This is a genomic window from Beutenbergia cavernae DSM 12333 (genome assembly GCF_000023105.1).
In the GTDB taxonomy this organism is placed as follows: Bacteria; Actinomycetota; Actinomycetes; order Actinomycetales; family Beutenbergiaceae; genus Beutenbergia; species Beutenbergia cavernae.
Genome location: NC_012669.1, coordinates 35,204 through 53,446, shown reverse-complemented (window position 1 = coordinate 53,446; position 18,243 = coordinate 35,204). Strand labels below are relative to the sequence as shown.

General features: G+C 72.9%; 16 protein-coding genes. 6 read left to right on the top strand and 10 right to left on the bottom strand.

Features of this window, described 5'->3' with window-relative positions; genetic code table 11:
• The first annotated feature begins 3 nt into the window (after positions 1–3).
• Positions 4–879 carry a hypothetical protein gene (locus BCAV_RS00260; protein ID WP_012725096.1) on the top strand — a complete coding sequence of 292 codons (876 nt, stop codon included), beginning with the start codon at positions 4–6 and terminating at the stop codon, positions 877–879.
• A 9-nt stretch (positions 880–888) separates the two neighbouring features.
• Here BCAV_RS00260 and BCAV_RS00255 read toward each other — a convergent pair whose 3' ends face one another.
• Positions 889–2,121: an MFS transporter gene (locus BCAV_RS00255; protein WP_012725095.1), complete on the bottom strand. Its 1,233-nt coding sequence runs from the start codon at positions 2,119–2,121 to the stop codon at positions 889–891.
• A gap of 48 nt (positions 2,122–2,169) precedes the next feature.
• Positions 2,170–3,105 (bottom strand): S66 peptidase family protein, encoded by a 936-nt coding sequence (locus tag BCAV_RS00250; protein ID WP_245528913.1) that lies wholly within the window; start codon positions 3,103–3,105, stop codon positions 2,170–2,172.
• Positions 3,106–3,176: 71 nt separating this feature from the next.
• On the opposite strand from BCAV_RS00250, the gene BCAV_RS00245 reads away from it, so the two are divergent.
• A complete protein-coding gene (locus tag BCAV_RS00245) occupies positions 3,177–3,701 on the top strand; it encodes a GNAT family N-acetyltransferase (protein WP_012725093.1) in 525 nt (174 codons plus the stop codon).
• Here BCAV_RS00245 and BCAV_RS00240 read toward each other — a convergent pair.
• A complete protein-coding gene (locus BCAV_RS00240) occupies positions 3,667–4,227 on the bottom strand; it encodes a nitroreductase family protein (RefSeq protein WP_012725092.1) in 561 nt (186 codons plus the stop codon). The two genes, BCAV_RS00245 and BCAV_RS00240, sit on opposite strands and share 35 nt — an antisense overlap.
• A 183-nt stretch (positions 4,228–4,410) precedes the next feature.
• Complete coding sequence (locus tag BCAV_RS00235) at positions 4,411–5,379, bottom strand: aldo/keto reductase (protein WP_012725091.1); 969 nt, start codon at positions 5,377–5,379, stop codon at positions 4,411–4,413.
• Positions 5,380–5,447: 68 nt separating this feature from the next.
• Here BCAV_RS00235 and pdxR point away from each other — a divergent pair, with 68 nt between their 5' ends.
• Positions 5,448–6,884, top strand: a complete 1,437-nt coding sequence (gene pdxR / locus BCAV_RS00230; RefSeq protein WP_012725090.1) for a MocR-like pyridoxine biosynthesis transcription factor PdxR — start codon at positions 5,448–5,450, stop codon at positions 6,882–6,884.
• A 42-nt stretch (positions 6,885–6,926) separates the two neighbouring features.
• Here the strand turns inward: pdxR and BCAV_RS00225 are convergent, their stop codons facing one another.
• The 6 genes from BCAV_RS00225 to BCAV_RS00200 all read right to left on the bottom strand — a co-directional run bounded on the left by BCAV_RS00225 (position 6,927) and on the right by BCAV_RS00200 (position 13,649).
• Positions 6,927–8,192: an ROK family transcriptional regulator gene (locus tag BCAV_RS00225; RefSeq protein WP_012725089.1), complete on the bottom strand. Its 1,266-nt coding sequence runs from the start codon at positions 8,190–8,192 to the stop codon at positions 6,927–6,929.
• Positions 8,193–8,198: 6 nt separating this feature from the next.
• A complete protein-coding gene (locus BCAV_RS00220) occupies positions 8,199–9,002 on the bottom strand; it encodes an ABC transporter ATP-binding protein (RefSeq protein ID WP_012725088.1) in 804 nt (267 codons plus the stop codon).
• A complete protein-coding gene (locus BCAV_RS00215; RefSeq protein WP_012725087.1) occupies positions 8,999–9,874 on the bottom strand; it encodes an ABC transporter ATP-binding protein in 876 nt (291 codons plus the stop codon). Before BCAV_RS00215 ends, BCAV_RS00220 begins: the two co-directional genes overlap by 4 nt.
• Positions 9,871–10,833, bottom strand: a complete 963-nt coding sequence (locus BCAV_RS00210) for an ABC transporter permease (RefSeq protein ID WP_012725086.1) — start codon at positions 10,831–10,833, stop codon at positions 9,871–9,873. The genes BCAV_RS00215 and BCAV_RS00210 overlap by 4 nt, the downstream gene beginning before the upstream one ends.
• A gap of 10 nt (positions 10,834–10,843) precedes the next feature.
• Positions 10,844–11,833 carry an ABC transporter permease gene (locus BCAV_RS00205; RefSeq protein ID WP_012725085.1) on the bottom strand — a complete coding sequence of 330 codons (990 nt, stop codon included), beginning with the start codon at positions 11,831–11,833 and terminating at the stop codon, positions 10,844–10,846.
• 109 nt (positions 11,834–11,942) lie between these two features.
• On the bottom strand, positions 11,943–13,649 hold the full coding sequence (locus BCAV_RS00200) for an ABC transporter substrate-binding protein (RefSeq protein ID WP_012725084.1): 1,707 nt from the start codon (positions 13,647–13,649) through the stop codon (positions 11,943–11,945).
• Positions 13,650–14,016: 367 nt separating this feature from the next.
• Here BCAV_RS00200 and BCAV_RS00195 point away from each other — a divergent pair, with 367 nt between their 5' ends.
• The 3 genes from BCAV_RS00195 (at position 14,017) to BCAV_RS21280 (ending at position 18,203) form a co-directional block, all read left to right on the top strand.
• A complete protein-coding gene (locus BCAV_RS00195; protein ID WP_012725083.1) occupies positions 14,017–16,512 on the top strand; it encodes a glycoside hydrolase family 2 protein in 2,496 nt (831 codons plus the stop codon).
• A gap of 5 nt (positions 16,513–16,517) precedes the next feature.
• Positions 16,518–17,363 carry a LacI family DNA-binding transcriptional regulator gene (locus tag BCAV_RS00190; RefSeq protein ID WP_144016658.1) on the top strand — a complete coding sequence of 282 codons (846 nt, stop codon included), beginning with the start codon at positions 16,518–16,520 and terminating at the stop codon, positions 17,361–17,363.
• Positions 17,364–17,480: 117 nt separating this feature from the next.
• On the top strand, positions 17,481–18,203 hold the full coding sequence (locus BCAV_RS21280) for a class E sortase (RefSeq protein WP_050761524.1): 723 nt from the start codon (positions 17,481–17,483) through the stop codon (positions 18,201–18,203).
• The last annotated feature ends 40 nt before the right edge of the window (positions 18,204–18,243 follow it).

Here is an 18,243-nt window from a genome sequence, read left to right as displayed (position 1 = left end):
GTCGTGGTCCCACGTCGAGCCGCCGCGCTGGCGTGCGCGCTCGCCGCCAGCCTCGCCGCCGCGGCGTGCACGCCGCCGGCGCCGTTCCCCCACGAGGCGCTCGACGGCCTGAGCGTCGAGGTGTACCAGGGCCGCATCGACTGGGGCGAGCGCGTGATCGAGCTGCGGATCACCAACGACGGCGAGGTCCCGCTCGTCGTCACCGGTGCGAACCTCGAGGCGCCGATCACCGCCCAGAACGAGCCGAAGACGGCGGACCGCACGGTGGCACTGCGGCCGGGTATCACGCGAGCCATGTACGTGCGGCTCGGCGTCCCGCTGTGCGGGGAGATCGGCGACGGCGGTGCGCACGCCGTTCTCGACGTCGAGACGGAGGACGGCCTCGCCGCCCGGGTCGAGGTGCCGGCCGCCGACCCCGACGGCTACCTCGACCGCGCCCACTCCGAGGACTGCGCCGAGCAGGCGTTCGCGGCGGGCGCGACCGCCACGTTCGGTGACGACGTGCGCATCGAGGAACGCGACGGGCACCTGGTCGGGGGCCTCGAGCTGACCGTCGTGCCGGTGCCCGGCGGGCCGGAGGTGAGCGTCGCCGAGGTGGGCGGCACACAGCTGCTGGCGCCGCTCGGAGGTCCGGTGTGGAGCGACCCGGCGCTGCTCGATCTCCCGGACGACGGCGCCCGCGTGACCTTGTGGTTCACGGCGGTCCGCTGCGACCAGCACGCGTACGCGGACGACAAGCGCGGCAAGTTCGTGCCGATCCGCAGCGTCGTCGACGGCGTCGCCGAGGACCTGTTCTACGTGCACCTGCCTCAGGCCACGCGCCGCTCGCTCGGCGAGTACTTCGCGCTGGCCTGCGGCTGGGACGTGGACCTCGGCTAGCCGGCGCGGTCATGCCGGCTTCTCTCGCCCCCGCGCCGAGGGTGCAGCGGAGGCGACGGCGACACACCCCGTCATCGCGAGCAGCGCGCACAGGACGACGACGAGCGGCGCCGTCCAGCCATCCGTCCCCGTGTGCACCACGCCGAGCAGCGGCGGCGCGAGCGCGGCGACCGAGTACCCGATCGTCTGCACGGTGGCGGACGTGCGCCGCGACGCGGACTGGCTCGGCGCGCGCCAGGCCACGAGCGTGAAGATCACGGCGAACATGCCGCCCTGCGAGATGCCGGCGATCGACGCCCACCAGGCCCACGACTCCGGGCGCAGGAGCAGGCCGATCGGCAGGGTGAGCCAGAACGCGCTCATCGTCAGCGCCACGGCTCGGATCGAGGCGCGCCGCGCCAGCGCGAGCGGCACCCCCACACCCCCGACGATCGCGAACACCTGGAACACCGCCGCCGCACCACCGGCGGAGTCGGCCGGGATCCCGACGGTGTCGCGCAGCAGCGTCGGCAGCCACGCCGTGACGCCGTAGAAGCTGAACGCCTGGGTGGCGAAGGTCGCGGCGAGCAGCCATGTGATGCCGAGGCGCAGCACGGATCGTTCGCCCTGCTGCGGAGGGGGCGACGACGGCGTTCCCGCCGCGGGCGGTGGCGGCACCTCGGGTGCAGGTCGGCGGGCGAAGGCGCGCCACCACACGGCGAGCGCCACGACGGCGAGCAGCGACCACGACGCGATCGCGAACCGCCACCCGGTGAGACCGGCGAGCGGCGCCGTCAGGGACGTCGTCAGCGTTGTACCGACGTTGAGTGCCGCGGTGTACAACCCGGTGACCATGGCGACGGCGCTCGGAAAGTCCCGCCCGATGAGGAACGGGAGGGTGACGTTGCCGATCGTGATGCCGAGGCCGATGAGCACCGTGCCGGCGAGCGCGACCGCGAAGCCGTCGACCGAGCGCACCAGGCTGCCCACGGCGATCGCCACGAGAGCGACGGTGCCGCAGCGGCTGACGCCCCACCGGCCGAGCGCGCCCGACGCGGCCGGCGTCGCGACGGCGAAGCAGAGCACGGGCACACCGGTCAGCAGACCGACCTGTCCGGCGGTGAGCCCGAGCTCGGCGCTGACGTCGCCCACCACCGGGGGCAGCGCGGTGATCGCCGCGCGGAGGTTCAGGGCGCACAGCAGCACGGCCAGCAGGAGGAGCCCCGCGCCGGACCGGGCGCCGGAGAAGCGGGGAGTGGTCACTCGGACGACCGTAGCCCTGGGTCGAGGGTGACCCGCACCGCTCGCGTGCTAGCGCACCCCCGGCGAGACGGTGAGCGTGCCCGCGTCCGCGTCCAGCGTGCAGGGCACGCCGAGCGGCACGGTCAGTGTGTCCTCCAGGTGCCCGAGCGGGAGCCCACCGAGCACCGGGACGCCGAGCGGGTCGAGCCAGGAGCGCAGCACGTCGAGCACCGTCCAGCCGCGGTCGACGTGATCAGTGAACTCGTCGAAGCTGCCGAGCGCGACGCCCGCGACCCGGGAAAGCACGCCCGACAGTGCGAGCTGCGCCAAGGGACGCTCGATCATCCCGAGCCCGGACGCACGGTTCGCCTCGAGCAGCAGCACCCGCCCGTCCCACGGCACGTCCACGACGCCCACGCACCGCGCGAGCTGTTCGAGGCTGCCACCCGCGAGGCTCCCCTCCGCCCGGCCGCCGGACGTCAGCTCCGCCGTCAGCGTCCCCGCCTGGGTGCCGACCACCGCCGGTTCGTCGGTCATCAGGAGGCGCCGCACGCCGTCCGCGTGGGCTCCGGCCACGGCGCCGTGCAGCGACGGGACGCCCACGCCCTGCCACACCTGGTGCAGGGCCGTGATGTCGCTGAACCCCACGAGCAGTTTCGGGTCGCTGACGAGCGCGTCGACGTCGACGCCGGGAATCAGCCGCATGCTGCCGACGCCGCCGCGCGTCGTCAGCACGGCGCGCACCGCCGGGTCCCGCAGCGCGGCGTTGAGATCCGCCAGCCGGGCCGCGTCGTCGCCCGCCAGGATGCCCTGGGCGTCGAGCGCGTGCGCCCCGACGCGCACCTCGAGCCCCCACGACTCGAGCGTGCCGACGCTCCAGTCGATCCACTCGGCCGACGGCGTGCTCGCCGGCGAGACGAGGGCGACGGCGTCGCCGGGGACGAGGCGCCGCGGGAGGAGGGATGCGTCCGGGCGGGCGGTGGCGATCGGCGTCGGCAGGCTCACCCGCCGCACCGTACGGCCTGCCACCCACATCGGGGCCGACGACCCTCCGGCGAGCGGCTAGCGTCGGCGTCGTGATCATCCGCGACGCGACGGCCGCCGACTGGCCGGCGATCTGGCCGTTCCTCCGCGAGATCGTCGCGGCCGGCGAGGCGTACTGCTGGCCCCGCGACACGAGCGAGGAGGCCGCCCGAGCCTGGTGGACGGGCAAGCCGGGCGGCCGGGTGTTCGTCGCCGTCGACGAGCGCGTGGACGACGACGTCCCGGTCCCTCTCGTGGTCGGCACGGCGGAGCTGCACCCCAACCAGCCGGCCGCCGGCGCCCACGTCGCGAACGCCGGCTTCATGGTCGACCCGGCGCACGCCGGTCGCGGGATCGGCCGAGCGCTCGCCCAGCACGTCCTGGGAGCGGCGTGCCAGGAGGGTTACCGCGCGATGCAGTTCAACGCGGTGGTCGAGACGAACACCGCGGCGGTCCGGCTGTGGCGTTCCCTGGGCTTCGACGTCCTCGCGACGGTGCCACGGGCTTTCGATCACCCGAGCGCCGGACCCGTCGGGCTGCACGTCATGTGGCGGGACCTGAGTACCGGCCCCAGCTGACGATCTCCTCGAACGGCTTGCGGCCGCGCAGCGCGGGGGCCGCCTGCGCCCGGCTCGCGTCCGTGTACCCGAGGCCCACGGCCGAGTACGGATGCAGGTGCTCCGGGATGCCGAGCAGCTCGCGGACCTGCGCACGCGCCTCGGACGTACCGAACCACGCCGTCCCACTCCCGAGCCCGAGGTGCGCGGCCGCGAGCATGGCCCGCTCCGACAGCCGTCCCTCGTCGTACGCCTGGCTGCGCCCGTCGCCGTCGAGCACGATGACGATCGACGCCGCGACGCCGGCGAGGAACTGCGTGAACGCGCCGTAGGTGGCGAGCTCCGCGTTGGTCTCGCGGTCCTCGACGACCACCAGGTGCCACGGCTGACTGTTCTTCGCGCTGCCGGTCCACCGGGCAATGTCGAGGATGCGTTCCAGGTCCTCGCGCGGCACCGGACGGTCCGTGAAGAACCGTGACTGGCGCAGCGCGCGCAGCTCAGGGAGGAACTCGTCGGACGACGGCGCGGGCTCGGTGGGGGTGGACATGCCCCCATCCTGCAGCCCGGCCCGGGCCGGCGCTCGCAGTGCGCGGCGCGTCCCGAGGCCCGGGACCCACGTCGCGAGAGGTTCGTGGCCGCACCGCGAGAGGTTCGTGGCCGCACCGCGAGAGGTTCGTGGCCCGACCACAAACCTCTCGGAGCCGGGCCACGAGCCTCTCGTGAACCGGGGTTAGGCCGCGTCGAGCCGCGCCCGCAGCTCCGCCGGGATCTCCAGCGTCAGCGCGCCGAGCGCCTCGTCCAGCTGGGCCACGCTGCTGGCCCCGAACACCGGGAGCTGTGGCACGTCGCCGCCGAGCAGCCACGCGAGGACCACCTGGTTCTGGGTCGCGCCGAGCTCCTCGGCGACGTCCCGCAGCACAGCCCAGCGCGACGGCGTCGCGGGATGGTCGAGCTCCGGCCGAAGCGACTTCGCCGGGTTCGCGTACACGCCCTGTGACTGCGGCGCGTACGCCAGGATCGTCACGTCCGGATGCGAGTCCGCGTAGTCGAGCAGCTCCCCGTTCACGTAGTTCGCCGCCCGGGAGCCGGGACGCGGCTGCAGGTACGTGCTCTCCTGCTGGATCGCGCCGAACTCCGGCAGCCCGACCCGTGCCGCCGCCGCCCGGGCCTCGGCGAACCGCCACGTGGTGGTGTTGCTCAGCCCGGGCACGCCGATCGTGCCGGCCTTGGCGAGCTCCCCAAAGGTCTGGGCAATCTCCTCGACGCCGAGGTCGCGGTCGTCGACGTGCCCGTAGTACACGTCGAGCCGTTCGACGCCGAGCGTGCGCAGGCTCTGCTCCGCCTCGCGCCGCACGATCGACGCCTCGAGGCCCTGGTAGTTCGTGGGCGGCGTCGTGGACAACGGCAGCGCCGGATCCTTCTTCGCCGCGCCGGCCTTCGTCGCGACGACCATCTCGCCGGCAGTGCCACGCGCGGCGAGCCACCGGCCGAGGAGCTCCTCGCTGTCCCGGCCGTGCCCGTCGCCCCAGTGGTTGTAGTTGTTGGCGGTGTCGAGGAACCGCCCGCCGGCCTCGTAGTACCGGTCGAGGATCGCGAACGACGTCTCCGCGTCGGTCTGTGTGCCCATGAGCATCGTGCCGAGGCACAGTGCACTCACGGACAGGTGGGTGTCGCCGCTGGTCAGGGTGAGCTCGCGCATGAGGGTCCTCTCGCTGTGTGTCGACACCACGTTAGGGGCGAAACGGTCTGGTGCTACGGTCCACTTCCATGGGCGCATCCCAGACCGATCTTGCCTGGGACACGCTTGTCGACCTGGCCCCCGCTGGCGGTGACACCGGGCCCCTGCACGTCCGGCTCACGTCGGCGCTGCGCTCGCTCATCGCGTCAGGCGTGGTCCCCGACGGGGCGGCGCTCCCACCGAGCCGCACGCTCGCCCGCGACCTCGGCTGCTCGCGCTGGGCGGTGACCGAGGCGTACGCGCAGCTCGCCGTCGAGGGGTACCTCACCGCCCGGTCGGGGTCGGTCACGCGCGTCCGGTCCGGCGTCGCCCCGCCCGCCTCGCCACCTGCCGCGATGCTCGACGACGTCGCCCGCCGCGCGCCGTACGATCTCGCCCCGGGTGTTGCGGACCTCCGCGCGTTCCCGCGTCACCGCTGGGTCGAGGCCACGCGCACGGTGCTGAGCGCTCTCCCGGCCGACGACCTCGCCCGCGCCGTCCCGGGTGGGCACCCACGGACGCGCCGCCTGCTCGCCGAGTACCTTCGGCGCTCGCGCGCCGTCGACACGGGGGCGGCTGCGCTCGTCGTCACGGCCGGCGCGGGCAGCGCGATGGGCTGGCTCGCCCGGCGCCTCGTCGCTGCCGGGCACACCCGGCTCGCCGTCGAGGAGCCGAGCTGGCCCGTGCTGCCGGACCTCGCGCGGCGGGCGGGTCTCGAGACGGTGCCGATCGCCGTCGACGACGACGGACTGTGCGTCGACGACCTCCGCGCGCACCCCGACGTCCGCGCCGTCCTCCTCACCCCGGCACACCAGTTCCCCACGGGGGCCGCGATGTCGCCCGTGCGCCGTGCCGAGGTGACGGCGTGGGCGCGCGAGCGCGACGGCGTCGTCATCGAGGACGACTACGACGCCGAGTTCCGCTACGACCGCAAGCCCGTCGCCGCGCTGCAGGCGCTGGACCCGCAGCACGTGGTGCTGCTCGGCTCCCTGTCGAAGTCGCTCTCCTCGGCGGTCGGGCTGGGGTGGCTCGTCGGTCCGACGGCGCTGCTGGCGGACGTCGCCGAACCGGGCGGGGCGCCGCCGACGCCGGGAGTCCTGACCGAGCAGATCGTCGCCGAGATGATCGAGCGCGGCTGGTACGAGCGGCACCTGCGCTCCGTGCGGACGGGTCTGCGGCGCCGCCGCGACGCACTCGTCGCGGCTCTGGGACGGCGTCTCCCCGACTGCCCGGTCTCCGGGCTCGCCGCCGGCATGCATCTCGTCCTGCGGCTCCCGGCGGACGTCCGAGCCGCCGACGTCGTCGCCCGCGCCGCCGAGCTCGACGTCGGCGTCGTCCCCATGTCGCGCTATCTCGGCGGCGGCGTGGCCGGGCACGGCGGCGTCGCCCGGTCCGACCAGCTCGTCCTCGGCTACGGGAACCTCGCCGACTCGCGGGTGGAGGACGCCGTCGCCCGCCTCGCGGTCGCCGTCAGATCTCGGGGATGACGACCGGCGGCGCGGCCGTCGTCTTCCACACGCCCCCAGAGGTCAGGCGCCGGGCGCCGGCACAGCCACGGACGCGACGTGCCGCTCCGCCGGCATCCGCACGGTGGTGGGGCGCGGCGCGAGCTCGCTCTGCAGCACGAGCGCGGCCGCGCCGATGGCCGCCGCCTCGTGCGCGCTCGAGGAGATCCGCACGTGGACGGGGTGGCTGTCCCGCGCGAAGAACGCCCGCTCGAGGTGCTCGGTGACGACCGGCAGGTACAGGGACCCGGCGATCCCGAACGCCGGGCCGGTGAGCACGATGAGGTCGAGGTCCATGAGGTTCGCGAACGTCTGCGCCGCCACGGCCACGTACCGGGCCGAGAACTCGAGGATGGAGGAGGCGACGGCGTCGCCGCGCAGAGCGGCGCGGGCGAGGGTCGCGAAGTCCTCGGCGGCGGGGCGGCCGGCCGGCCCGAGGTCCACACCCCGGGCGCGGGCGGCGGCCACGACGGCGGCCGGTCCGGCGACCGCCTCGACGCACCCCCGCGCCCCGCACCAGCACTCCGGGCCCGCGAGGTCCACGCACACGTGCCCGATCTCGGCGGCGTTGGAGCTCGCCCCGCGGAACGCGACGCCCCCCACGACCACGCCGCCGCCGATCCCGGCGCCCATGTAGAGCGCACCGAGCGCCGACGTCGACTCGATCCCGCCCGCCCAGTACTCGCCGACCGCGGCCGCCGTCGCGTCGTTGTCGAGCAGCACCGGCATGTCGAGCGCGGCCTCGATCGCCTCGCCGAACGGGAACGGCGCCATCCCCGACGACGCCGGGTCCGCCACCCACGTCACGGCGGTGCCGCCGGACAGCGGCCCCGGCCCGACGAGCCCGACGCCCAGCAGGCGGTCCTTCTCCACCCCGACGCGCGAGAACATGTCGCCGATCTCGGCCACGACGCGCGCGACGACGTCCTCAGGGCCGTCGCCCGCCGTCCCGGCCGTGCGCCACCGCGCCACGACCCCGCCCCCGAGGTTCGCGAGCACGTAGGTGATGCCGGCGACGTCGAGATGGACGCCGACGGCGAACCGGGCGCGGGGCTCCAGCCGCAGCAGGGTGCGGGGCTTCCCGCCGGTCGACTCCGCGCGGCCGACCTCGACGATGAGCCCCTCGTCGATGAGGCGCCGCACGACCGTCGAGACCGTCGCCCCGGTGAGCCCGGTGGCGCGCGTCAGCTCGACGCGACTGATCGTCCCCGCCGCCCGGACGACGTCGAGGATCGCCGACCGGCTCCGCGTCTGCTGCGCGCCGGCGCTCTCCGTGCTCACCCGGGTCATCCTCGCCTATGCCAGCTCGCGCAGGCGTCGCTCCGGGTCGGGAGCCGCCTCCCGCAGGAGCTTCGTGTACTCGTGCTGGGGGTTGAGGATGACGTCGTCGGCGGGGCCGCGCTCGACGATCACCCCGCGGTACATCACGAGGATCTCGTCGGAGAAGTGCCGCGCGGTCGCGAGGTCGTGCGTGATGTACAGGACGCCGAGATTCTCCTCGCGCTGCAGCTCGGACAGCAGGTTGAGGATGCCGAGCCGGATCGACACGTCGAGCATCGACACCGGCTCGTCCGCGATGAGGATGCCCGGACCGGGTGCGAGCGCCCGCGCGATCGCGACCCGCTGCCGCTGCCCGCCCGACAGCTCGTGCGGACGTCTCCGCGCGAACTCCTCCGGCGGGTCGAGCCGCACCCGGCTCAGGAGCGAGAGCACCCGCTCCTCCACCTGCGCGCCCGTGAGCCCGGGGTGGTGCAGCTTCACGGGCCGGGCGAGGTGGTGTGCGACCGAGTGATACGGGTTCAGCGACGCGAACGGGTCCTGGAACACCATCTGCACGGCGCTGCGGTACGCCTTCGTCGCCGCCCGTGACCCGTGGAGCGAGACGCCGTCGACGAGAATCTCGCCCGACGTCGGCCGCTCGAGCTGCAGCAGCAGCTTCGCCACGGTCGACTTGCCGCTCCCGGACTGACCGACGAGCGCCGTCGTCCGGCCCGGTTCGAGAGTGAAGCTGACGTCGTCGACGGCGCGCAGGTCCGTGTGCCGCAGCCCGTGCCGCAGCCGATAGGTCTTGACGACGTTGCGCAGGTCGAGCGTGGTCATGAGGCCACCTCCGTCCGGGCCGGGGCTGCCGGCGATGCCTGTGAGCCGTCGCGCACGAACCCGCCGCGCGTCCCGGTGAGGCTCGGGAACGAGTCGAGCAGCTGCCGGGTGTACTCGTGCGTCGGCGCGGTGTACAGCGTGCGGGCGTCGGCGAGCTCCACGATCCGGCCCTCGCGCATGACGGCGATGCGGTCGCTGATCTCGAGCAGCAGCGGCAGGTCGTGCGTGATGAAGACGACGGCGAAGCCGAGCTCGGCCCGCAGCCTCGTGATCTCCTGCAGGATCTCGCGCTGGACGACGACGTCGAGCGCCGTCGTCGGCTCGTCCATGATGAGCACCTGCGGGTCGAGCGCGAGCGCCATCGCGATCATCACGCGCTGCCGCATCCCGCCGGACAGCTCGTGCGGGTACGCGTTGAGCCTGCCGGGGTCGACCCCCACCCGCGTGAGGAGCTCCGCGCAGCGCTCGCGACGCCGTCGCTTGTCGACGTCCGGGCGGTGCGTCGTGAACACGTCCTCCAGCTGGTCCCGGATGCGGATGACCGGGTTGAGCGAGTTCATCGCGCCCTGGAACACCATGGCGACCTTGTCCCAGCGGAACGCGCGCAGCTCCTCGCCGTGGAGCTCGCCGAGGTCGATGGCGTAGCCCTCGCGCGAGTGGAACAGGGCGCGCCCGCCGACGATCGAGGCCGGCGGCTTGAGCAGGCGGGTGACGGCGTAGGCGAGCGTGCTCTTGCCGCACCCGCTCTCGCCCGCGAGGCCGAGCACCTCGCCGCGCGCCAGGGTCAGCGACACGTCGCGGACGGCGTGCACGACGGGGTCGACGAGGTAGTCGACGCTCATCGAGGAGATCTCGAGCACGGGGTGGCTCATACGACCTCCTCCTCGGCCTTGCGCAGCTGCTGCCGCGTCATGCGCCACCCCTTGCGGACCTCACGTGTCGAGTCCCGGAGCTTCGGGTTGATGATCGTGTCGATCGAGAAGTTGATGAGCGACAGGGCCGCGCCGAACACGGCGAGCAGGAGGCCCGGTGGCACGAACCACCACCAGGCGCCGAGGCGGAGCGCGAGGCCGTTCTGCGCGTAGTACAGCATCGTCCCCCACGTGAACGACCCGGTGGCGCCGAGCCCCAGGAACGACAGCCCGGCCTCGCCGAGGATCCCGAAGATGACGGCGAACACCACCTGGGAGGCGAGCAGCGGGATGAGGTTGGGCAGGATCTCGACGGCGAGGATGCGCCAGGACGGTTCGCCGCTGACGCGGGCGGCGAGCACGTAGTCCCGGTTCCGCACGCTGAGCGTGAAGCCGCGCAGCACGCGAGCCGACCCGGCCCAGCTGGTCAGTGCGAGGACGACGGCGACGAGCAGCACGCTCTTCTCGCTCACGTAGCTCGAGATGACGATGACGAGCGGCAGGCCGGGGATCACGAGCATCACGTTGGTGACGAGGGAGAAGGCCTCGTCCGTCCAGCCGCCGGCGAACGCTCCGACCACGCCGAAGAACGCCGACATCACAAGCGTCAGGGCTCCCACGATCACGCCGATGATCAGGGAACCGCGGGTGGCGTAGGCGAGCTGGGCGAACACGTCCTGGCCCGTCTGCGTCGTCCCGAGCCAGAACTCCGACGACGGCGGCGCGAGGCCGACGTCGTTGACGGTGGACGGGTCGCCCACGAACCACGGCCCGACGAGCCCGAAGATCGTGATGAGGCCGGCGATGACGAGGCCGACGGCGAGCTTCGGCGTCATCGGCGGAAGGATGCGCGCCTTCTTGCGCGGGAGCGCGGCCGCCTCGGCGGCGGCGAGCTCCGGGTCCTGGGTGGCGATCGACACGGGAGGCCTCCTAGGCGCGCGCCCGCGTGCGCGGGTCGATGACGGAGTAGAGAAGGTCGACGAGCAGGTTCGCGCCGAGCACCGAGAGCGTGATGACGAGGAAGATGCCCTGCATGAGCGCGTAGTCCGCGTTGTTCACGGACGAGATGAGGGCGGATCCGATCCCGGGGTAGGAGAACACCGACTCCGTCACCACGGAGCCGGCGACGACGAACCCGAGCGAGATCGCGAACCCGGCCACCGACGGCAGGACGGCGTTGCGCGCCGCGTACGTGAACCGGATCCGGGACGACCGCAGCCCTTTGGCCTCGGCGGTGAGGATGTAGTCCTCCGACATCGTCGAGACCATCATGTTGCGCATCCCGAGCATCCAGCCGCCGATCGACGAGACGACGATCGTCAGCGCCGGCAGGGTCCCGTAGTAGACGATCGAGCTGAGGAACTCCCAGCTGAACGCGGGTGAGGTGGACGTGACGTCGTAGCCGCCGTAGAGCGGGAAGATCTGCCACACGCTGCCGAACAGGAAGAGCAGGACGAGCGCGAGCCAGAAGTACGGCACGGACTGCAGGAGCGTGGTGGCGGGGATCAGGTTGTCGATCCAGGAGCCGCGCTTCCAGCCGGCGATCATCCCGAGGCCGACGCCGAGGATGAAGGACAGCAACGTCGAGATGCCGACGAGGCCGATCGTCCAGGGGATCGTCTGCGCGATCACCTCGCTCACCGGCGTCGGGAAGAACGCCACGGACACGCCCAGGTCACCGCTGAAGACCTGCTGGAGGTACCCGATGTACTGCTCCCACAGCGGCTTCTCCTCGTCCATCCCGAGGAGGAGCGCGATCGCCTGGCGGGTTGCGGGCGTCACCTCGCCGCGCTGCGCGAGCTTCGACACCAGGATGTCGACCGGGTTGCCCGGCATCCAGCGGGGCAGGAAGAAGTTGAGCGTCAGGGCCGCCCACAGGGCGATGACGTAGAAGCCGAGCTTCTGCAGGAGATATCTCACGGGCGAGTCCTTCTCGTCGCGTCAGGGGCGGACGACGGCGGCCGCCGGGCGGTGCCGGCTCGCCGCGCTGTGCGAGCGAGCCGGCGCCGTCCGGGCTCTCGGCCGTGCGTCACTCGGCGGGGACGATCCGGTGCAGGACGATCCCGTTGTCCCAGGCCTTCCACGTGGCCGGCATCGCGTACCGGTCGTCGTCGGTCGGCCAGCCCGTGGCGCGGGAGGTGTTGAACTCCGTGAGCATCGAGTTCACGTAGATCGGGATGTACGGCAGGTCGCGCACGATCTCGGTCTGGACGATCGCGTACTGCTCGGCCTGCTCGGCCTCGTCCGCCGTCCGCGCGGCAGCGTCCAGCGCCTCGTCCACGACGGGGTTGGAGTACCGGGCGGAGTTTCCGCCGATCGCTCCCTCTCCCACCGGGAGCGTGTTCGCCGTGTGGTACTTCCCGTTGTAGGTGAAGTACGGGTTGCTCGAGGCGCCGAGCCCGATCGAGTCGAGCGAGAGCTGGAACGTCCCCATGGTCTGGTTGTTGTTCCACTCGTTCCACGCGACCTGCGTCGGCTGAAGCTCGATGCCGACCTCGGCGAGCTGCTGCGTCATCGCGTCGTTGAGCGAGATGAAGTCGCTCCAGCCCGAGACGGTCTGGATCGTCATCGACAACCGCTCGCCGTCCTTCTCCCGGATGCCGTCGGAGCCGAGCACCCAGCCGGCGTCGTCGAGGATCTGGTTGGCCTGGTCCACGTCAGCGCCCTCGGGGGTGGTGACGTTCTCGCCGTCGGCGATCCAGGACTCGTCACGCGCGGGGATGAGCAGCGTGGGCGACGCCGTCTCGGCGAATCCGCCCCCGGCCAGCTCGTTGAGCTGGGTACGGTCGATGGCCCAGTAGATGGCCTGGCGCACGGCCGGATCGGTCTGCGGTCCCGTGCAGCCGAGGTCGGCGTTCGAGCAGGTGAAGATCGACGCCGTCAGCGCCGGGGTGTTGACGTAGCTCAGGGTCTCGTCGTCGGTGAGCAGCTGCTCGAGCCCGGGGATGAAGGCGCTCATCCAGTCGATCTCGCCGGCCACGAGCGCGGCGGCGTTCGCGTCGGCCGACTCGAGCGGGATGTAGCGCACCTCGTCGACAGCGGGGGCGCCGTTCCAGTAGTTCTCGTTGGCCGTCAGGACGAAGCTCTGCGTGGAGAACTCGGACAGGGTGAACGGACCGGTCCCGATCGCGTCGGAGTTGACGTTCGTGGTCGGGTCGGTGATCTGGGACCAGATGTGCTCCGGCACGATGGCCGTGTTGCCGAGGATGCTCGGCTCCTGCATGAACGACGTCTCGGGGAACGTGAGCACCACGGTGGTGTCGTCGACCACCTCGGCGGTGGCGGCCGTGCCCGAGGTGTTGAGCTCCGGCGTCTCGGCGATCAGGTTGAACGTGAACGCGACGTCGTTCGCGGTGAACGGCGCGCCGTCGGACCACTGGACGTCCTCACGCGTCGTGATGGTCAGCTGGGTGCCGTCCTCGTTCCACTCGAAGCCCGCGCCGAGCATCTCCGTCGGGTCGGCCTCGGACGCCAGGTTGTACCAGTACAGCGTCTCGAAGATGACGCCGCGCGTGGGCTGCAGCGCCGTGGGCGAGAACGGGTTCCAGTTCTCGATGATCTCGCCGAAGGCGACGCTGATCGACGTCGTGGCGCCGTCGTCACCGGTGTCGCCGGACGCGTCGCCTTCCGGGTCCTCGCCGGAGGAGCAGGCCGTGAGGCCGAGGGCGATCGCGGCGACGGCCGCGCCCGCCAGGAGTGCTGGACGCCGATAGCGGCGCCGGGTCCGAAAGCTCATCGTTGACTTCCCTCGGTCGGATCGCCACTACGTCATGGCGATGGGGCGCGTCCACCTGCGCTGGCGGGATCGACGCAGGACTTTTGTAGTCGAGCGAAGTTAGACGCGTCAAGAGCCGTCAGCGGATCGAGCCGGAACGAAGCACCCCTCCACCGGGCGTGCGGGTCCGTCGCGCTCGGAGCGCGCTACCGCAACGGATCGCCCGATCGCGGGCCAGGAGTCGGCGCGTCTGGGGCAGCCGCTCGCTGGTCCCGGCCACGCCTCTGAGTTGACGCGCTTCGTTCGGAGCCCTAAGAATCTCCGAGCACAGGCCCGACCGCAGCGACTACCGTGGCGACGCCGCCACACCACGCATCCTGGAGCACCCTTGCACTCTCGCGACCTGCACGACGGCTGGACGATCCACGCGCACGGTGCCGAGGTGCCCGACGCCGTCGCCGACGCCGAGATCCCGGTCACCGTGCCGGGGACGTCACACACGGCCCTGCTCGACGCCGGGCTCATCCCGGACCCGTACATCGGCACGCACGAGCTCGACGTCGCCTGGATGCACCGCGCCGACTGGCGCTTCACGACGACGTTCGACGAGGCGGGGGCCGCGGCCGACGAGCGCGTGGACCTCGTGTTCGCCGGGATCGACACGGTCGCGACGGTGAGCCTCGGCGGCCGCGAGCTCGGCCGCACGGCGAACATGCACCGGTCGTACCGGTTCGACGTCCGGGACCTGGCGGACGGCGGAGCGCACGACCTCGTCGTCGACGTGCGCTCGGCTCTGAGCTACGGCGAGGCGGAGCGCGACCGGCTGGGCGCGCGCCCGGCCGCCTATCCGCACCCGCTCAACATGGTGCGCAAGATGGCGTGCAGCTTCGGGTGGGACTGGGGGCCGGACCTCCAGACCGCCGGGCTCTGGCGACCGGTGCACGTCGAGCGCTGGCGCGTGGCGCGGCTCGCGAGCGTCCGGCCGCTGGTCGGGATCCGGCTCGACGGCGTCCCGTACGTGCGCGTGCACGTCGACGTCGAGCGGTCCGGGCTCACGGACGCCGGTCCGCTGACGATCCGGGCCGCCGTCGCCGGCGCCGCGCGCGAGGTGACGATCCCCGCGGACGCGAGCACCGCCGTCGTCGAGATCGCCGCGCCGGAGGCCGAGCTGTGGTGGCCGGTGGGCCACGGCGAGCAGCCGCTGTACGAGCTCGACGTCGAGCTGGTCGACGGCGAGGTGCGCGACACCTGGCAGCGCCGCATCGGCTTCCGCACCGTCGACGTCGACGAGACGCCGGACGAGCACGGCACGCCGTGGACGCTCCGCGTCAACGGGACGCCGATCTTCGTCAAGGGCGCGAACTGGATCCCGGACGACCACCTCCTCACGCGGATCACCCGCGAGCGCCTCGAGCGCCGGATCGACCAGGCGCTCGGCGCGAACCTCAACCTGCTGCGCGTGTGGGGCGGCGGGATCTACGAGTCGCGGGACTTCTACGAGCTGTGCGACGAGCGCGGCGTGCTCGTCTGGCAGGACTTCCTCCTGGCGTGCGCGGCGTACCCGGAGGAGGAGCCGCTGGCTGGAGAGCTCGAGGCGGAGGCCCGTGAGAACGTCGCCCGCCTGACTCCGCACCCGAGCCTCGTCGTCTGGAACGGCGGCAACGAGAACGTCTGGGGCTTCCTCGACTGGGGCTGGCGTGCGGAGCTCGACGGCGCCACGTGGGGGTACGGGTACGCGACGGAGCTGCTGCCGCGCGTCGTGGCGGAGCTGGACCCGACGCGCCCGTACTCGTGGAACAGCCCGTCGTCACCCGGCTTCGCGCTCGACGAGCGGCACCCCAACGACCCCGACCACGGCACGCACCACCAGTGGGAGGTGTGGAACCGCCTCGACTACACCCACTACGCCTCCGAGATCCCCCGGTTCTGCTCCGAGTTCGGGTTCCAGGGTCCGCCGGCGTGGGCCACGCTGGAGCGGGCCGTGCGGCCGGCGGACGGCGTCTGGTCGACGGAGGACGCCGCGTTCCTGCTGCACCAGAAGGCGGCCGACGGCAACGCCAAGCTCGACGCCGGGCTCGCCCCGCACCTCGGCGTCCCGGAGGACTTCGCCGACTGGCACTGGGCCACACAGCTCAACCAGGCCCGCGCCGTCGCGTTCGCGATCGAGCACTACCGCTCGTGGTGGCCGCGCACCGCCGGCGCGATCGTGTGGCAGCTCAACGACTGCTGGCCCGTGACGTCCTGGGCGGCCGTCGACTCGGACGAGCGGGTCAAGCCCCTGTGGTTCGCCCTCCGGCATGCGTTCGCCGACCGGCTCGTGCGTGTCGTCGAGCGCGACGGCGTCCCGGTCGTCGCGCTCGTCAACGACACGGCCGCGCCGTGGTCGGGCGCCGCACGCGCGACCCGTGAGACGTTCGCCGGTGAGGTCCTCGCCGAGGAGGCGTTCGACGTCGTCGTCGCCCCGCGGTCCGTGGCGCTCGTGCCGTTGCCGACGGCGCTGCGTACGCCGCTGGACGCCGCCGCCGAGGCGGTGGTCGTGCGGTTCGGCGACGAGCGCACGGTGCACCTGTTCGTCGAGGACGTCGACGCGGCGCTCGACCCGGCGTCGATCTCCGCCGAGGTCACGCCCGTCGAGGGCGGGTACCGGGTGGAGGTGCGGGCGCGCTCGCTCACGCGCGACGTGGCGTTGCTCGTGGACCGGCTGGACCCCGCGGCGAGCGTCGACGACGCGCTCGTCACGCTGCCCGCCGGAGAGTCCGTCACGTTCCACGTGAGGACCGCCGTCGCGCTCGACTCCGCCGCGCTCACGTCGGCGCCAGTGCTGCGGACGGCGAACGACGTCGTCGGAGCCGCCCTGGGGAGAAGCGGGTCAGCACTAGTGTGAGCGACGTGACGCGAGGCGCTGGGGCCGTCGGATTCGTCCTGGCGCGCCCGGCCTGGATGCTGGGCGTGGAGCCGTTCCACATGGAGCTCATCGCCGGGATCGAAGGCCGCCTCTCGGGCGAAGGCCACTCCCTGCTGCTGCACGTGGTGCCGGACGCGGACGCCGAGATCGCCACGTACCGCCGGTGGGCGGAGGGCCAGCTGGTCGACGCCGTCATCGTCACGAACCTCGGCCGCGACGACCGCCGGCTCGAGGTGCTGGCGGAGATCGGCCTCCCGACCGTCGTGGTCGGGGGACCGCGCCGGGACCTGCCGTTCACGAACGTGTGGATCGACAACGCGCACGCGATGCGGGACGCCGTCGCCTACCTCGCCGGTCTCGGCCACCGCTCGCTCGCGCAGATCAGCGGGCCGAGCGGGCTCGCGCACACGCAGTCCCGGGTCGAGACGTTCCGCCAGGAGTGCGCCGAGCGGGGGCTGACCGGCGTCGTCGTCGAGTCCGACTACACGGAGGAGGGCGGCGCGCGGGCCACCCGGTCGCTGCTCGGGCGGGCCGGGACGCCGTCGGCGATCGTCTACGACAACGACGTCATGGCCGTGGCCGGGCTCGGCGTCGCGGCCGAGATGGGCGTCGCCGTGCCGGCGAACCTGTCGCTGCTGGCCTGGGACGACTCGACCCTGTGCCGGCTGGCGAACCCGCCACTGTCGGTGATGAGCCTGGACGTGCACGGCATGGGCGCGCTCGCGGCGGACTGCGTGCTCAACGTGCTCGCAGGCGGGCCGGTCGTGTCGCACACGGCGCCGCAGCCGCACCTCGTGCCGCGCGGGTCGACGGCGCCGCCCGCCGCCTGAGCGCCATCAGGTTCGCACTCGAGCAGCGACTGTGATGACCATCCACGGCTGCACGGGAACCCCTCTCGGAGCGGGCGCTGCCTGGTGGCGCGCCCGGGCGCGATCTACCGTTGCCTCATGGAGCCGGCCGTCCCCGACGGTGAGCACGCGAACGCCCACGTCCCTCGCCCTGGTCACGCCGCCGCGGCGGGGCGCACCCGCGCGCGGCGCTGGCTGACGGCGGCCGCGGGCGTCGTCGTCGCCGGTGCGCTGCTCGCGGGATGTGCGCCCGCCGCGCGCGAGCTCGCGACGGTCCCCGCCCCGGCGTCGTCGCCCCCGCAGACCCTCCCGACCCTCCCCGCCGAGGAGCCCACGCCGGAGCTCGCGGCCGAGGCGCCGCAGGTGGAGGGCGCGACGTTCGCCACCCTCACCGTCCCGCGGTTCGGCGCCGACTGGTCGGTCCCCGTCCACGAGGGCATCACCGACCCGATCCTGGACCGCGACGGCGTCGGGCACTTCCCCGACAGCGCGCTCGCCGGTGAGGTCGGCAACTTCGCGCTCGCCGGGCACCGCACCCTGAGCTTCGCTCCGCTGTACGACATCGACCTGCTCGCCGTCGGCGACGAGATCGTCGTGACGACCGAGACCGGCCGGTACACCTACGCCGTCAGCTCCTCGGAGATCGTGACGCCCGACGCGATGCGCGTCGTCGGACCCGACCCGCAGAACCCCGGCGCGCCGGCCACCCAGGCGATCCTCACGCTCGTCGCCTGCCACCCCAAGGGATCGGTCGAGTTCCGGTGGATCACGTACGCGACGCTCGTGGGCTCGGAGCCGCTGACCGGCGGAGCCTCAGGCTGACGCCGCTTGTCAGTCCGCCCGTTCCGCGATAGGTTTCTAT

What these genes read in the sequence shown, in the direction of transcription:
- BCAV_RS21280 (WP_050761524.1), top strand. Translation starts at nt 17,481, where the DNA reads ATGGAGCCGGCCGTCCCCGACGGTGAGCACGCGAACGCCCACGTCCCT.
- BCAV_RS00240 (WP_012725092.1), bottom strand. Translation starts at nt 4,227, where the DNA reads ATGTCCACCCCCACCGAGCCCGCGCCGTCGTCCGACGAGTTCCTCCCT.
- BCAV_RS00200 (WP_012725084.1), bottom strand. Translation starts at nt 13,649, where the DNA reads ATGAGCTTTCGGACCCGGCGCCGCTATCGGCGTCCAGCACTCCTGGCG.
- BCAV_RS00225 (WP_012725089.1), bottom strand. Translation starts at nt 8,192, where the DNA reads ATGACCCGGGTGAGCACGGAGAGCGCCGGCGCGCAGCAGACGCGGAGC.
- pdxR (WP_012725090.1), top strand. Translation starts at nt 5,448, where the DNA reads ATGGGCGCATCCCAGACCGATCTTGCCTGGGACACGCTTGTCGACCTG.
- BCAV_RS00215 (WP_012725087.1), bottom strand. Translation starts at nt 9,874, where the DNA reads ATGAGCCACCCCGTGCTCGAGATCTCCTCGATGAGCGTCGACTACCTC.
- BCAV_RS00220 (WP_012725088.1), bottom strand. Translation starts at nt 9,002, where the DNA reads ATGACCACGCTCGACCTGCGCAACGTCGTCAAGACCTATCGGCTGCGG.
- BCAV_RS00235 (WP_012725091.1), bottom strand. Translation starts at nt 5,379, where the DNA reads ATGCGCGAGCTCACCCTGACCAGCGGCGACACCCACCTGTCCGTGAGT.